This is a genomic window from Acidimicrobiales bacterium, from assembly GCA_035546775.1.
Taxonomy (GTDB): Bacteria; Actinomycetota; Acidimicrobiia; order Acidimicrobiales; family JACCXE01; genus JACCXE01.
The window spans coordinates 44,650-60,422 of the sequence record DASZWD010000072.1 but is presented as its reverse complement, the minus strand read 5'-3'; the positions used below and the strand labels follow the sequence as shown (position 1 = coordinate 60,422).

Below are 15,773 nucleotides of genomic sequence, written 5' to 3'. Positions count from 1 at the left end.
ATGAAGCGCGTACCGATTCCTTTATGTTCTGCGGGCGTGACTGCTGAACTCGCCGATGCGCTGCGCGTCGTGCTTGACGCGAACGCGATCGACGACTTGCATCGTCTGTCGGGGGGCGCGTCGCGCGCCACGTGGTCGTTCAAAGCCGACGGGCGAGCACTGATCCTGCGGATGGATCCTCCGGGCGCAGCCTCCGGCGGCCTGGCGCGTGAGGCGGGGCTGCTCCGGGGCGCGGCGGGCGTCGGCGTTCCCGTCCCCGAGGTGATCGCCCACGGCGACGGCCGCGACGGCGTCGGCTCGCCCTACATCGTGATGAATCACATCGACGGCGAAACGATCGCCCGGCGTATCCTGCGCGACGACGAGTATGCGTCGGCCCGTCCACTCATGGCGCGCCAGTGCGGCGAGATCCTGGCCAACATCCACCGGATCCCGCTCGACGTCGTCGAGGGTTTGCCCGACGACGACCCGCTCGAGAAGTACGCCAACGTCTACAAGCTCTTCGGTCAACCGCACCCCACTTTCGAGCTGGCGTTGAAGTTCCTGCGCGAGCGTCGCCCGTCGACGACTCGCCGCACGATCGTGCACGGCGACTTCCGCAACGGCAACCTCATCGTCGGGCCCGAAGGCGTGCGGGCCGTGCTCGACTGGGAACTGACCCACATCGGCGATCCGATCGAGGACCTCGGGTGGCTGTGCGCCAACGCGTGGCGTTTCGGGGGCGAATTGCCCGTCGGCGGCTTCGGCACCTACGACGACCTCATCGCGGGTTACGAGTTGGCGTCGGGCGAGACGGTCGACCGCGCCGCGCTCAACTGGTGGGAGGCCGCGGCGAACCTGTCGTGGGGCGTGATCTGCATCGCGCAGGCGAACACCCACCGCAGCGGCGCCGTGCGTTCGGTGGAGCTGGCGGCGATCGGTCGCCGCGTGTGTGAAACGGAGTGGGACTTGCTGGGCAACTTCGCGCAGGCGGGCTGGCATTCATGAGAAGCGATGGCAATCCGCATGACGTTCCGACCGCGGGTGAACTGGTCGAAGCCGTGCGCGAGTACCTCGAGCGCGACGTGATGACCAACACGCAGGGTCGGGTGCAGTTCCACGCGCGCGTGGCGGTCAACGTGCTGAAGATGGTCGAGCGCGAGCTGGCGCTCGGGGAGCAACAGGCGGATGCGCACGCGTCGCGACTCGCCACGCTCGGGGTGGCATCGGAAGCCGAACTGTGCGCCGCCATCGCGGCAGGGACGCTCGACGACCGCCTCGACGAGGTCGTAGCCGTCGTGCGCGCCACGGTCGCCGACAAGCTGGCCGTCGCGCATCCCGACTACGCCAACGGGTAACCCATCGGGCGTGAGCGACGCCGAGACCATCGAAAAGTTCAACCGCCTGGCGGCGGCCATGGAGTACCCCATGTTCATCGTCACGACCGCCGACGCTGACGGCCAGCGCGGCGGATGTCTCATCGGGTTCGCCACGCAGTGCAGCATCGAGCCACCGCGCTTTCTCGCCGGGCTCTCGGTCAAGAACCACACCTACCGAGTGGCGCGTGGCGCGTCCCACCTCGCCGTCCACGTGATCGGCAAGGACGACAAGGAACTCGCCGACCTCTTCGGCGGCGAGACGGGCGACGAGGTCGACAAGTTCGTCCGCTGTGCCTGGCACACCGGTCCGAGCGCGATGCCGATTCTCGACGCCGTCGACGCGTGGTTCGTGGGGCGGATCATCGAACGCGTCGAGCTCGGCGATCACGTCGGGCACGTGCTCGAGCCCGTCGCCGTCCAGGAGGCGCGCCCCGCCAACCTCCAGTCGGGCGACGTGACCGACATCGAAGCGGGTCATCCACCGCGCGAGTGAGCCGACCGTCGCGTTATCTGGCAGGCTGAGCGGATGCACGTAGGTGTTCTTGGTGGAACGGGGCCGGCTGGTAAGGGGTTGGCCATCCGACTCGCGTCGGTGGGCTTCGAGGTGACGGTTGGTTCGCGCACGAAGGATCGTGCGCAGGAGACGGTCGAGGCGCTGTGCGCCCGGTATCCGGATCGCACCTTCCTCCTCGACGCCGGCGACAACAAGCGCGCCGCGTCGGCCGACGTCGTGGTGTTGGCCACGCCGTGGGACGCCGCGGCGGCCACGGCCAAGAGCGTCGCCCCGCAGCTCGCGGGCAAGGTCGTCATCTCGATGGCGAACGCCCTCGCCAAGGTCGGCGACGAGTTCCAACCGCTGATTCCGCCGCGCGGTTCGGTGGCCGCGTCGGTCCAGGCGATCCTGCCGGCGTCCCAGGTTGCCGCCGCGTTCCACCACCTGCCGGCGCGCGAGCTCGCCGACATCGAGCACCCCGTCGAGAGCGACGTGCTGATCTGCTCCGATCATCCTGAGGCCACCGCCACGACGAGCGAGATCGTGGCGCTGATCCCGGGCTGCCGCGCCCTCGACGCCGGCAAGCTCTCGAACGCGGCACCGATCGAGTCGTTCGCCGCCGTCATCCTGCAGCTCAACGTTCGTTACAAGACGCGTACTGCGGTGCGCGTCACCGGCATCAACGCGTAACCCGTCGTGTCGATGAAGCTCTACGACACCGCCCGCCAGGCGGTGGTGCCGTTCGAGCCGGGGCCGACCGTCAAGATGTACACGTGCGGCATCACGCCGTACGACTCCGCCCACATCGGCCACGTTGCCACCTACCTCACCTACGACGTGTTGCAGCGGCGCCTGCGCGACATGGGCCACGAGACGCAGTGCGTGCGCAACGTCACCGACGTCGACGACGACATCCTGCGCAAGGCGCGCGAGGTCGGCGTGTACTACCTCGACCTGGCGGCTGAAGAGATGGCGAAGTTCGACGCGGCGATGACCGCGCTCGACGTGGTGCCGTGTTTCTCCGAGCCGCGCGCCACCTCGGCCATCCCCGACATCCTCGGGTTCATCGGCATGGTGCTCGAGTCGGGCCACGCGTATCAGGCGGGCGGGGCGGTGTACTTCTCGGTCGAGTCGTGGCCCCGATTCGGCGAGGTGAGCCACTATTCGCGCGAGCAGATGCTGGAGTACGCCCGCGAACGCGGCGGCAACGTCGACGACCCGAACAAGAAAGACCCGCTCGACTTCGTGCTGTGGCAGCCGTCGGCCGAGGGGGAGCCGTGGTGGGAGTCGCTGTGGGGTCGTGGCCGGCCGGGGTGGCACATCGAATGCTCGGCGCTGGCCATGCGAGAACTCGGCGAGACGATCGACCTGCACGGCGGCGGCGGCGATTTGATCTTCCCGCACCACGAGTGTGAGGCGGCGCAGTCCGAAGCGGCCACCGGTGCGCCGTTCGTGCGTCACTGGATGCACCAGGGCATGGTTCGCCTCGACGGCGAGAAGATGAGCAAGTCGCTGGGCAACCTCGTGTTCGCCGAGCACCTGTGCAAGGAGTGGGACCCGCGGGCGATCCGGCTGGCGTGCCTGTCGAATCACTACCGCCCGGGATGGGACTGGCACGACCAACTGATGCCGGACAACGCGGCGCGCCTCGCCGCATGGGCGACCGCGGGTCCGGGTGACGCCGCGCTCGACGACGTGCGCGCCTGCCTCGACGACGACCTCGACACTCCCGGCGCGATCGCGGCGGTCGACGCGGCCGCCAAGGCCGGCCACGGCGTATCCGCTGCGGCGGCGTTGCTCGGCGTTTCCCTGTAGCGCGCATGCGCCGCGCCGCGCTGGTCCTCGTCGTCGCCGCGCTGGCGTTGGTGTGGGTCGGCACGCCCGTTACGCGCGCCAAGCAATCGTCAACGCTGCCGCTGAGCGCACTGCGCGCCGTGCTCAAGGCGCGCAGCGACGCGCAGCGCGACAAGAACCGTGACGCCTACGCCGCCACCATCGACCCGCAAGCACCGGCGACGTTCCGCGACGCGCAGCTCAAGTCGTTCGACGGGCTGGCGTCGTTGCCCGTCGCCCGCATCAACTACTCCATCGACGCAAAGGGGGTCGACCTCACGCGCGGCGTCGACCCCAGCAAGTACGCCAACGCTCCGGTCGCGCTCGTGGCGACGACCCGGGCGCTCCGATTCACCTACGACGCCCGCTCCTCGCTCGACTCGCTGTTCTGGACCTTCGTCAAGCGCGGCACGCACTGGTACGTCGGCGGCGACGACGACGTCGCCGACCTCGGCCTCGAGACGAACGTCTCGATGTGGGACACCAGCCCCGTCGTCGTCGAGCAGAGTGACCACTTCCAGCTGATCGCGCATCCAGACCAGGCGGCGCGCGCCCGCGATCTGCTCGGCCTGGCCGAGAACGCCTTGACGACTCTCAAAGGTCGCTGGCAGCTGCCGTGGTCGGAGAAGCTCGTCGGATTCGTGCCGAGCAGCCCCGACGAGTTGAGCGATCTGATCCAAGCGAGCGTCGACGTCACCAAGTTCGTGGCCTTCGTGGCCTACGGCTACAACCCCGACACGCTCGCTGGCACGGTGCCGCGGCTGTACGTGCAGGATCGCAACCTGTCGCGTTACCCGGCGGGTGACCAGACCGAGACGCTGGTCCATGAGTTCACCCACGCCGCCGGCTCGGCCTATGCCAGCAGTTTCATCCCCTCGTGGGTCCACGAGGGATTGGCGGAATGGATCCGCGGCGGGCCGCAGAGCCGCGACCCACGCTCGCCGGGTGCCGGCGATCACGCGCCACGCGACGACCAGTTCGGCGCGGGCACGCAAGGCCAGATCGTCCAGGCGTACAGGGACGCCCAGTCGCTGATCGCCACGCTGTCGCGCGTCGCCGGCGCGAACTCGCCCTTCGACCTGTTCGTCGGGCTCGGTAAGGACAAGGTGCGCCCTGGGGCGCAGTCCTACGTCGTCGACCAGGAGCTGACCCACGTCGGTGTCAGCGGCGGCCTCGCCGGTCTCGAGAACGACTGGGTCGGTGGGCGCTAGCGCCGGCGCGTAATCGATTCTTGGCGTCGCGACGCGTTCCCTAATCTTGGGCGATGCCCGACCAGATCACCATCTCGCTCCCAGACGGTTCCACCCGGACCCTGGAGAACGGGACGACGACGTCTGATCTGGCCAGTTCGATCGGCAAGAAGCTGGCGGCCGACGCGGTCGCCGCCAAGGTCAACGGCAACGAAGTCGACCTGAGCGTTCCGCTCGAAGACGGCGCCACCGTCGAGATCATCACCGCCGGCACCGACGAGGGCCGCCACGTGCTGCGGCACTCGACCGCGCACGTGTTGGCCCAGGCCGTCACGCAGCTGTGGCCCGGGGCCAAGTTCGCTATCGGTCCGCCGATCCAGGACGGCTTCTATTACGACTTCGAGTTGCCCGGCGGCGCGCACTTCTCCGAAGAAGACCTGACGCGCATCGAAGACCGTATGCGCGAGATCGTGAAGGCTGACCAGCCGTTCGTGCGCGAGGTGCACTCTGTCGACGAAGGCCTGGCGCTGTTCAAGGACCAGCCGTACAAGTGCGAGATCATCCAGGGCGTCGACGCCGCCGAGGGTGCGGGCAACGGTGTCGTCACCGCGTATCGCAACAGCGACGACTTCGTGGACTTGTGCCGCGGCCCGCACGTTCCGTCGACCGGCAAGCTCGGCCACTTCAAGCTGATGCGCGTCGCCGGCGCGTACTGGCGCGGGGACGAGCACAACCAGCAGCTCCAGCGCATCTACGGCACCGCGTGGGAGTCGAAGAAGGCGCTCGAGGAACACCTCCACCGCCTCGAAGAGGCCGAGAAACGCGACCACCGCAAGTTGGGCCACGAGCTCGACCTCTTCTCGTTCCCCAACGAGATTGGCAGCGGGTTGGCGGTGTTCCACCCCAAGGGCGGCACCGTGCGCCGCATCATGGAGGACTACTCACGGAAGCGCCACGAAGAGGCGGGCTACGAGTTCGTCTACACGCCGCACCTCACCAAGGCCGGTTTGTTCGAGACCTCGGGCCACTTGCAGTGGTTCGCCGAAGGCATGTTCCCGCCGATGGAGATGGACGGCGCCACCTACTACGCCAAGCCGATGAACTGCCCCATGCACTGCCTGATCTTCCGGTCGCGCGGGCGTTCGTACCGCGAGCTGCCGCTGCGGCTCTTCGAGTTCGGCACGGTGTACCGCTACGAGAAGTCCGGCGTGGTGCAGGGCCTTACCCGCGCCCGCGGCTTCACCCAGGACGACTCGCACATCTACTGCACGCGCGAGCAGATGCGCGACGAGCTCAAGTCGCTCCTCCAGTTCGTGCTCGACCTGTTGCGCGATTACGGCCTCGACGACTTCTACCTCGAGCTGTCGACCAAGCCCGAAGGGAAGGCAGCGGGCACCGACGAGCAGTGGGACGAGGCGATCGACGTGCTGCGCACGGTTGCCCTCGGCGAGGGCCTCGAGTTGGTGATGGACGAAGGCGGCGGCGCCTTCTACGGCCCGAAGATCTCGGTGCAGGCCCGCGACGCCATCGGCCGCACCTGGCAGATGTCGACGATCCAGCTCGACTTCAACACGCCGGTGCGCTTCGAGCTCACCTACGACGCCCCCGACGGGTCCCGCCAGACGCCGGTGATGATCCACCGCGCCCTGTTCGGTTCCGTCGAGCGGTTCTTCGGCGTGCTCGTCGAGCACTACGCCGGCGCGTTCCCGGCTTGGCTGGCGCCGGTGCAGGTGGCGGTCTTGCCCGTCGGCCAGGACCACGTCGACTACGCCGGCACCGTCTACGACCAGCTGCGGGCCGCCGGGTTCCGCGTCGAGCTGCACGCGGCCGACGAGCCGCTCGGAGCGCGCATCCGTAAGGCGAAGTTGCAGAAGCTGCCCTACGTGCTGGTGGTCGGCGCCGACGACGCCGCGGCGGGCACCGTCGGCGTCAACGCCCGCGGGTCAGAGCGCCCGGAGCGTGACGTGGCGATCGACGAGTTCGTCGCGCGGCTGCACCGCGAAGTAGACACGCACGCCTAGGTATGAGTCTCGATCGCATCTTCGCCGGTTGGCGCAATACGTACGTGAGCGGCGTGGCGCAAGTCGAGCCGGTGGAAGGTGACTGCGTGTTCTGCGCGCTGTTCGCCGCCGACGCCACTGACCGCGAACGACTCGTCGTGCATCGTGGTGAGCGCTGCGTGGTGGTACTCAACCTGTACCCCTACGGTTCGGGTCACGTGCTCGTGATGCCGTTGCGCCACGTCGCGGGACTCGACGAACTCGACGACGCCGAGCGCGTGGAGTTCTTCGCCTTGGTCGTCGAGACCACCCAGGCGCTCACCAAGGCCTACGCGCCCGACGGAATGAACGTCGGTGCCAATCTCGGGCGCGCCGCCGGCGCCGGCGTGCCGGGTCACCTCCACTTTCACGCGCTGCCGCGCTGGGGCGGCGACACGAACTTCATGACGTCACTGTTCGAGACGCGGGTCATCCCCGAAGACCTGGCGACCACCTACGACAAGATCCTGGAGGCGTGGCCGGCGTGAGCGACGCAACCCACGACGAGCTGCCGGCCGATCTCGACCTCGACAAGTACGTCGGCGTCACGACGTTTCCTGATCCCGGTCGTCGCCGCTTCGTCGGCGTGCTGTGGCTCGCCGTCGCCGCCGTCGCCGGCGCGATCGTGGCGACGCAGGGCACCGACGGCGTGCTCGTCAACAAGGGTCTGGCGTTCTTCGCCATAGGAGCGGGCGTGATCGGGCTGTACCACCTCGTCGCCGGCACGGGCTTGTCGATCCGGGAAACCGACGCGTTGGCCATCGCGTCCAAGCAGGTCGGCTTTCCGATCGGTCACGCGTCGGCGCAACTCGGGTTCCAAGGACTCCTGGCCCGCCCGACGTGGCGCATTCTGCTGTATTCGGCGGAGAACCCACCGCGTAAACGGGGCATGGTCCTCATCGACGGCCGCAGCGCTGCCGTCCTCGGCGATTACGTCGAGGACAACCCCGAAGACCCCAAGATCTGGTCGAACTCCTAGCGGACCGCGACGGCGGACTCGCGGGGGAGCGCCCACTTCCGGAGCGCCGCGTCGATGTGCTCCGTCTTGACCGGCTTGGCCAGGTAGTCGTCCATGCCGGCGGCGAGGCACCGCTCGCGGTCGATCTCGGTCGCCCCGGCCGTCATGGCGATGACGGGCGTGTGGCGCGTCGAGCCCTCGTTCTTGCGGATGACTTCGGTCGTCGTGTAGCCGTCCATCTCGGGCATCTGGCAGTCCATCAGGACGGCGTCGTAGACGGTGCGCTCCATGGCTTCGAGCGCCTCGAAACCGTTGGCGGCGACGTCGGCGCGGTACCCGAGGAAGCGCAGGATGCCCACGGCGACGAGCTGGTTGGTGGCGTTGTCCTCGACGACGAGCACGTGACCCTTCGACTCGGTGCGGCTCGCCAGGGGCGTCGTCTTCGGCGGCGTTGGTCGCACGGCCGTCGGCGATACCAGCGCTTCGCGCAATTGGCCGACGCGCACCGGCTTATTCAGTGTCATGGCAACGCGATCGGTGGCCGATGCGGCGCGGGTGCCAAGTGCATCGCGGGTGAGGATCACCACCCGCAAGCCGGTCAGGGTGCGGTCGACGTCGATGGCGTCGGCGAGGGGCGCGCCTTCGGCGTTCTGGAGTGACTCGTCGGCGAACAGCAGATCGAAGCCCGCGTCGTTGGCGGCGGCTGCTCGCAGGATCTCCAGCGTCGTTGCGCCGTCGGCCGCGGTCTCGCACTCGACACCCCACGACGAGAGTCGGGCGCACAGGGTGTCGCGCGCCGTCCGGCTTGGGTCGGCGACGAGCACCTTGAGGTCACGTGCGAGGGTCAACGGCGGACCATTGCGGCGCGCCTGGCGTCGCAGCGGAACCGTGAACCAGAAGTCCGACCCGTGACCGAGAGTGCTCTCGACGCCAATCTCGCCGCCCATGGCGTCGACCAACCGCCGACAGATGGCGAGCCCGAGTCCGGTGCCACCGTACTTTCGGGTCGTCGACGGGTCCGCCTGCGAAAACGGCAAGAACAACTTCGAGCGCACGTCCTCGGCGATGCCGATCCCGGTGTCGGTGATGTCGAAACGCACGATCACGGACGAGTCGAGTTCGGCGTCCAGCGACGCCCGCACGACGACTTCACCGTGGGACGTGAACTTGGCGGCGTTCGACGTCAGGTTGAGCAGAACTTGACGCAAATGCGCGGGGTCGCCGCGCACGTCGCTCGGCAAGTTGAGCTCCGGGGCGCACACCAACTCGAGGCCTTTGCGGTGCGCCGTCAGCGCCACCAACCCGACGGCTTCTTCCATCACTTGGACGAGGTCGAAATCGCACTCGTCGAGTTCGAGCTTGCCCGCTTCGATCTTGGAGAAGTCGAGGATGTCGTTGATGATCGCCAGCAGTGCTTCGCCGGCGGACTCGACGCCCTCCGCGTACTGCAGCTGCCGTTCGTCGAGGTCCGTACTCAGCAACAGGCCCGTGAGGCCGATCACGCCGTTCATCGGCGTGCGGATCTCATGGCTCATCGTCGCGAGGAACTCCGACTTCATGCGCGACGACTCCATCGCCGCGTCGCGCGCGGCCGCCAACTCGGCGTTGGAGCGCTCACGTTCGGCGACGCGGCCGAGCTGCGTGGCCACGTGGGCAATTGCCTCGAGAACTTCTTCACTCGGGTCGATGGGAGCGTCGGCACTGAACGTGAGCACGCAGCTGACGTCGTTGCCGATGCGCACCGGGAAGGCAAAGGCATTGTCGGCCCACACCGACTCCTTGCGCTTCACCGCCAACCCCACGAGGCCCTCGGGTTGCTCGGGGCTGAAACTGTCGAGCACGAACGCCTGCCCGCGTGCCCACCCCGTGTAGGTGCAGATCTGTTCGATGGCGAGGTCGAGCACGTCGTTGATCTCGGACGCTTCGTTGGCCGCCGTCGCCATCGCTTCGAACAGTTGGAGACGGGCGGTCGTGGAACGCAGCGTTTCGTCGACCGCCTTGGCCTTGTTGATGTCGAGCACGGTGCCGCGGAAGAGCAGCGGCTGGCCGGACTCGTCGCGCACGACCTCAGAACTGGCGCGCACCCACACGATGCCGCCGTCGATGCGCACGAGGCGGTACTCGATGTCTTCGACGGGCTGGCCGGCGAGCGCGTGCCGCACGCGGTCGCGCACACGGCGCTGGTCGTCAGCGTGGAGGAAGGAGAAGAAGAGGCCGAGTTCGGGCTCTGGTCGGTCCGCTTCGTTCTCGTAGCCGAACAGGCGGTACAGGCCGTCGGACCAGCTGCCGTGGAGTGTCTTGAGGTCCCACTCGAAGCTGCCTAGGCGGGCGACGCGCTGCGCCTCGGCCAGTTGACGTTCGTTGCTCGCCGCGGCGTCGCGCAGGCGCAGCGCCTCGAGCACGGTCGCCAGCACGCGCGCCAGGCTGCGCAGCAGACTCCTCTCCTCGAGATTGAAGCCCTCAGTCCCGGATCGGGCGAGGAGCAGTCGGCTCTCGGTGCCAAAGGGCACGTCGACGACGATCACGCTGCACGAGCCGACACCGACGATGTCGACGTCGCCGCTCTCGGCCGCCGTCAGGGCGACGAACTCGCCGGGAACGGGCTGGTCGGCGCGGAAGCCGAACGCCGCGACGGCCGCGCCCTCCTCCGCGAGGAGCGCGACTTCGCACTCGAAGCCCTCGGCGATGCGCTCGAGGCCGGCTTGCCGCGCCGCTTGCGCGGTCGACGACGCGCCCAGCGACGCGAGAACCTCAGCGAGCTGCTGCACCGATCGGCCTTCGGGGGTGAGCATCCTTATCCCAGCGCGAGTACGACGAGCGTCTGGTTGTGAAAACCCTGGCGGCCCGTCGTACGGGCGATTTCGCCGTAGGTGTAGAAGCCGGCGACGGGAGCTCCGTCGGCAAATGTCGCGATGCGGTTGATCTCACGGCCGATGCCGGCTTCACCCAGCACGCCGCGCCGGGCAATGCAGTCGAAGGCGACGAGGCCGAGCGGCGGCTGGCCCCCGAGGCCCGCAAGTGCCTCGCTACATGCGCCGTCGGTTGCCTCGAGCACCGAGTCTTCGTCGCCTTCCATGATCCAGGCGAGCCCGCCTTGGGGGACGCCGGCGATGCACACGAGCGAACGCGTTTCGAAGTCCGCTTCGGCGACGTAGCGCACTTCCGCTCCGCTGCGTCGCGTGATGCCGAGCGGGTGCGTCATGGCGAAGCGCGTAAACGCTTCAGGGTCATCGCGTACCTCGTCGGGAGCGTTGAGCCGCCGGAGATACACGTCGAGCGCCGGCTGGTCGTCGAGTTGGTCGACGCGCACGCCGGTGCTGCTCGACACGAGCATCGCGTCACCGACGGGACGCCACCCGTGTTGCACCCCGATGCCGATCGGTGCGTCCGAGGAGATCGCGGCCGCGACGACCGCGTCGCGCAGGACCTCGCCGTTGTACAGCTGGTAGGTCGCGTCCATTTTGAGGTCGTCGCCGGCGCAGCCACCGACGAGGGGGATCTGCGCCCCGACCACGTCGTACGCGCCGCGGATGACCTCCATCTGGTCGCCACCGAGCCCATCCGTCAACAACAGCACCACGGCGTGCTCACGCTCGTCGAGGTTGGCGACGCAGGCGCGCACGGCATCACCGCCGGCGGCGCGTAGGCGAGACGATGTGTCCCGCGCCACGCCCGTCACGACGGAAAAACCGTCGCCGCCGAGCGCCGTCACGACCACGCTGGCGTCGTGGGGGCCCGATGTGGCGATCTCGCCGGCGGTCGAGCAGCCGATCATCGGGATGTCCTGGGCTTCCGACGCGATCCCCTTGGCGAGTTGTTCGAGGTCGTAGGCGTCGGAGCAGAAGACGATCAGGAGATGGGCGTCGTTACGGTCCTGCACGGCGAGGCGCGTCGCCGCCGCGCCCGCGACGAATGCATCGGTTTCGACCGAGTGCCCGCACGCGAGCCATCGCCCGCGCGCCGCGCCATTGCTCTTGCGGTCCACGGCGTACTCATCGGCAGGCCAATTGCGCCAAATGAGGGTCCGGCAGAGGGCCTAGTCAACGTTTTGATGGGGGGCGTTGATGACTAGTCAGTGTGCGGCGTGCTGCGGCGCCGGTTTGGCGGCCGCGGCCGCGACGTTGGGCGGCGCGACGTCGTAATGATCGTGCTCGACGGTGAAGGTGCCGCGTCCGCCGGTGAGAGAACGCAAATCGATGGCGTAGCGCCGCAACTCCGCAGTGGGGACGAGCGCCGTAATCGTGACTTTGTGGCCATCAGCGGACTGATCGGTCTCCTGAACGCGGCCGCGGCGGGCGTTCAAGTCGCCCATGATGTCGCCCTGGTAGCCCGTCGGGGCGGTGACCCGGAGACACGACAGCGGTTCGAGCACGACGACCCCGGCGTTGGCCATCGCTTCGCGCAGCGCGAGCGCTCCCGCCATCTTAAAGCTCATCTCCGAGCTGTCGACGGTGTGGTACTTGCCGTCGGTCAGCGTCACTTCGATGTCGACGACGGGGTGGCCGTTGGGGCCTCCCTGTGCCATCGCCTCCTGGACGCCCTTCTCGACAGCGGGAATGAATTGGCGGGGGATGGCGCCGCCGACGATGCGGTCGACGAACTTGAAGCCTTCCCCGCGCTCGAGCGGCGCGATGGTGATCGTGCAGACACCGAACTGGCCGTGGCCACCGCTCTGCTTCTTGTGCTTGCCCTCCGCCGTCGCCGACTTGGTGATCGTCTCCCGATACGGGACGGCGACGTCTTCGGTGGTCACTTCCACGCCGAACTTGCGGGTGAGTCGTTCGCTGATCACGGCGAGGTGCGTTTCGCCCGCGCCGCCGAGCAACGTCTGATGCGTCTCCTCGTTGCGCTCGACGATCAGCGTGGGGTCCTCTTCCTGCAAGCGGTGCAACGACGTCATCAGCTTGTCTTCGTCGCCCTGCGACTTCGGCTTGATCGCCACCCACAGCGCCGGCGGAGCGGGCTCGGGGGTGCGGGCGCGCACCGGCGTGCCCTTGGGCGCCAATGTGTCGCCGGTTGCGCTGTCGCTCAGCTTGGCGACGGCGACGACGTCGCCCGCGGGCACGTCGCTCACGGGTTCGTGCTCCTTGCCCCGCAGCGTGAAGAGGCCGTGCAGCTTCTCGTCGGCGCGGGTGCGGCTGTTGGTCAACACCGCGTCGGGTTTGAGCGTGCCGCTGTACACCTTCAGCAACGAAACGCGGCCGACGAAGGGGTCGGCAATCGTCTTGCCCACGATGGCCAGTGGGTCACCGTTCGGATCGCAGGAGATCTCGGTCTCGTCGTCACCCGCGACGACCTTCATCGGCGGGCGCTGCACCGGCGACGGTGCGATCTCGGTGAGGAACTGGGCGAGACGGTCGACGCCGATGCGACGCGTCGCCGACCCGCACACCACCGGAAACACGGTGGCGTCGGCCACGCCGTGCGCCAGCGTCTTCTCCAACTCTCCGAACGACGGGATATCGCCTTCGAGGTAGCGCTCCATCAGTGCGTCGTCGGCGACGACGATGCCCTCGACGAGCGCGTCATGCACGACGTGTTCGGTGTTGGCGAGTTCCGGCGGCACGTCCTGCTCGCGGCCGACACCGTCGTCGCCGTAGATGTAGGCCTTGTCGGAGAGGAGGTCGATCACACCGCGGAAGTCACCTTCTTCGCCGACGGGCAGTTCGAGGGGCGCCACGCCGGCCCCGAAGGTCTCGCGCAACTGATCGAGCGTGCGGTCGAAGCTGGCGCGCTCGCGGTCGAGCTTGTTGATGAAGATCATGCGGGGCAGGCCAAGAGCGGCGGCGGCCTCCCAGGCGATCTCGGTCTGGACCTCGATGCCCTCGACCGCGCTCACGACGATGACGGCGAGGTCGGCCATCGCCAGGCCGGCCTGGACCTCGGCGAAGAAGTCGGCGTAGCCCGGGCAGTCGAGCAGGTTCAGCTTGCACCCATGGCTCTCGAACGCGGCGAGCGCCGTGGACACGGACAGGTGCCGTTTGATCTCCTCGGGCTCGGTGTCGGTGACCGTGGTGCCGTCCTCGACGCGCCCGATCCGGTTGATGACGCCGGCGTCCGCCAACAGCGCCTCAGCCAGCGTTGTCTTTCCGACGCCACCGTGCCCGACGAGGGCGACGTTGCGAATCTGGGCCGACGTGAACGTTTTCAAGGCGTTCCTCCTGCGTATGGCTGAGAGATCGGACAATAGAACCTCCGCTGGTACGCTGTCCGCAGATGTTCGACGGCCGCTTCCGCAGCGAACTTGAGCGGATCACCATTCCCGTCGGGCGAGCGGTCGGCCGTTCCGGCATCAGTGCTGACCATCTCACCGCGACCGGGTTGTGCTTTGCCGCGGCCGCAACCGTGGCGGTGGGCTCGGGCCACCTGTTCCTCGGCGCAGTGCTCTTCACCGCCGCCGCGCTGCCGGACCTGCTCGACGGTGCGGTAGCCAAGGCCAACGGCACCGCGTCGCCCCGCGGCGCGTTTTTCGATTCGGTGTCCGATCGCGTCACCGACATGGCGATCCTCGGCGGCATCGCGTTTTTCCTCGCCGGCCGCGACGGTGGGCGCGCCGCCATGCTGCCGATGGCGGCGATGGCGATGGCAACGCTCGTGTCCTACGAGCGTGCGCGCGCCGAGTCGCTCGGTTACACCGCCAAGGGCGGGTTGATGGAGCGCGCCGAACGCACGATTGCGATCATCGCCGCCCTCGTCTTTCCTGTCGTGCTGATCCCGGTGCTGTGGGTGCTCACGGTGCTGACCGCCTTCACCGCCGTGCACCGCTTCGTCAAGGTATGGCGCCAGGCGTCGAAGCCGGCGTCCTCGCGTCCGTCGCGCCGTTCGCGCCAGCCCCGTGTCGATCGCGTCACGTGGGCTGAACGCGCCGAGCGCTGGCGGGCGTGGCGCGAGCAACTCGCGACCGAAGGTCGTTTGCGCACGGGTGCGCGACGCGAGCGCGTCGAGCGCCGCCGGCGCGTCACACCGCGTTCGTAGCGGCGCGCCGCGGTGACTCGTCTGGCGGAATGGCGACGGCTCGCGCCGCTCTACGGCTACCGCAGCGTCGACACGTTGGCGCGCGTCATCCCGGCACCCATCGCCGATCGCCTCGCGGCGGGTGTCATGCGCGCTGCGTCGAGTCGCCTGGGTTCGCGCAGCGACGTAGTGCGCGCCCACATGCGGCGCGTGCTCGGTCCGGGCGCGAGCGAAGAGGCGATCGAGGACGCCGCGCAGCGCTGCTTCGCCGTCTACGGCCGCTACTGGGCTGAGGCGTTTCGCATCTCGACATTGAGTCGCGCCGAACTCGACGCCGGTATGGAGTGGGAAGGACTCGTCCACGTGGAGCGCGCCCTGCAAGCGGGGAAGGGCGCGATGCTTACGATGCCGCACATTGGCGGTTTCGATTGGGGCGGCGCGTGGTTTGCCGCGTCGGGCTACGACGCGACGGTGGTCGCCGAGTCGCTCGAACCGCCCGAACTCTTCGCGTTCTTCAAGACGTTGCGCGAGGGCTTCGGTCTCGAGGTCGTCGAACTCGGTGAGGCTGCGGGCGCCGCCATCCTGCGCCGCTTGCGCACCAACGGACTCGTCGGACTCGTGTGCGATCGCGACATCGCCGGCACGGGCACCGAAGTGCAGTTCTTCGGGTACCCGACCACGATTCCGGCCGGCCCGGCCACGCTCGCGCTCCGAACCGGGGCCGCGATCTTGCCGTGTGCCGTCTACTTCGAGGACGACGGGATGCACCGCGGGGTCGTCCGCCCACCGCTCGACGTGAGCCGTACGGGGAGCCTCCGCGACGACGTCCAGCGCATCACGCAGGCGATGACGGACGAATTCGAGAACCTGATCCGGGTCGCGCCCGAGCAATGGCACGTTTTGCAGGCCAACTGGCCCGACATCTAGCCCCGCGGCCTATACCCTCTG

14 protein-coding genes are annotated in these 15,773 nt (G+C 68.3%); 11 read left to right on the top strand and 3 right to left on the bottom strand.

What is annotated here, in order from left to right:
* Positions 1–36 precede the first annotated feature (36 nt).
* From VHC63_17970 to VHC63_17930, 9 genes are read left to right on the top strand one after another with little or no spacing between them, the layout of a single operon-like run.
* A complete protein-coding gene (locus VHC63_17970) occupies positions 37–987 on the top strand; it encodes a phosphotransferase family protein (protein ID HVV38503.1) in 951 nt (316 codons plus the stop codon).
* Entirely contained in the window at positions 984–1,337 is a 354-nt protein-coding gene (locus tag VHC63_17965) for a DUF6285 domain-containing protein (GenBank protein HVV38502.1), read from the top strand. Before VHC63_17970 ends, VHC63_17965 begins: the two co-directional genes overlap by 4 nt.
* 10 nt (positions 1,338–1,347) lie before the next feature.
* Positions 1,348–1,851 (top strand): flavin reductase family protein, encoded by a 504-nt coding sequence (locus VHC63_17960; protein HVV38501.1) that lies wholly within the window; start codon positions 1,348–1,350, stop codon positions 1,849–1,851.
* A gap of 33 nt (positions 1,852–1,884) precedes the next feature.
* A complete protein-coding gene (gene npdG, locus VHC63_17955) occupies positions 1,885–2,541 on the top strand; it encodes an NADPH-dependent F420 reductase (protein HVV38500.1) in 657 nt (218 codons plus the stop codon).
* A gap of 12 nt (positions 2,542–2,553) precedes the next feature.
* A complete protein-coding gene (cysS, locus tag VHC63_17950; GenBank protein ID HVV38499.1) occupies positions 2,554–3,666 on the top strand; it encodes a cysteine--tRNA ligase in 1,113 nt (370 codons plus the stop codon).
* Between the two features lie 5 nt (positions 3,667–3,671).
* Entirely contained in the window at positions 3,672–4,895 is a 1,224-nt protein-coding gene (locus tag VHC63_17945) for a hypothetical protein (protein HVV38498.1), read from the top strand.
* 53 nt (positions 4,896–4,948) lie between these two features.
* Positions 4,949–6,895, top strand: coding sequence for a threonine--tRNA ligase (thrS, locus tag VHC63_17940; protein ID HVV38497.1), 1,947 nt, complete (start codon positions 4,949–4,951; stop codon positions 6,893–6,895).
* A 2-nt stretch (positions 6,896–6,897) separates the two neighbouring features.
* Positions 6,898–7,401 carry an HIT domain-containing protein gene (locus VHC63_17935; GenBank protein ID HVV38496.1) on the top strand — a complete coding sequence of 168 codons (504 nt, stop codon included), beginning with the start codon at positions 6,898–6,900 and terminating at the stop codon, positions 7,399–7,401.
* Complete coding sequence (locus tag VHC63_17930) at positions 7,398–7,892, top strand: hypothetical protein (GenBank protein ID HVV38495.1); 495 nt, start codon at positions 7,398–7,400, stop codon at positions 7,890–7,892. Before VHC63_17935 ends, VHC63_17930 begins: the two co-directional genes overlap by 4 nt.
* On the opposite strand, the gene VHC63_17925 is transcribed toward VHC63_17930, so the two are convergent.
* The 3 genes from VHC63_17925 to fusA all read right to left on the bottom strand — a co-directional run bounded on the left by VHC63_17925 (position 7,889) and on the right by fusA (position 14,022).
* Positions 7,889–10,663, bottom strand: coding sequence for a response regulator (locus tag VHC63_17925; GenBank protein ID HVV38494.1), 2,775 nt, complete (start codon positions 10,661–10,663; stop codon positions 7,889–7,891). The genes VHC63_17930 and VHC63_17925 overlap by 4 nt on opposite strands.
* 2 nt (positions 10,664–10,665) lie before the next feature.
* On the bottom strand, positions 10,666–11,856 hold the full coding sequence (locus VHC63_17920) for an FIST N-terminal domain-containing protein (protein HVV38493.1): 1,191 nt from the start codon (positions 11,854–11,856) through the stop codon (positions 10,666–10,668).
* An 87-nt stretch (positions 11,857–11,943) separates the two neighbouring features.
* Positions 11,944–14,022 carry an elongation factor G gene (gene fusA, locus VHC63_17915; protein HVV38492.1) on the bottom strand — a complete coding sequence of 693 codons (2,079 nt, stop codon included), beginning with the start codon at positions 14,020–14,022 and terminating at the stop codon, positions 11,944–11,946.
* Between the two features lie 65 nt (positions 14,023–14,087).
* Here fusA and VHC63_17910 point away from each other — a divergent pair, with 65 nt between their 5' ends.
* The gene (locus VHC63_17910; protein HVV38491.1) at positions 14,088–14,846 is read left to right on the top strand and encodes a CDP-alcohol phosphatidyltransferase family protein; all 759 of its coding nucleotides are present in this window, start codon (positions 14,088–14,090) and stop codon (positions 14,844–14,846) included.
* Between the two features lie 12 nt (positions 14,847–14,858).
* Positions 14,859–15,752 (top strand): phosphatidylinositol mannoside acyltransferase, encoded by an 894-nt coding sequence (locus VHC63_17905; GenBank protein ID HVV38490.1) that lies wholly within the window; start codon positions 14,859–14,861, stop codon positions 15,750–15,752.
* Positions 15,753–15,773: the final 21 nt, after the last annotated feature.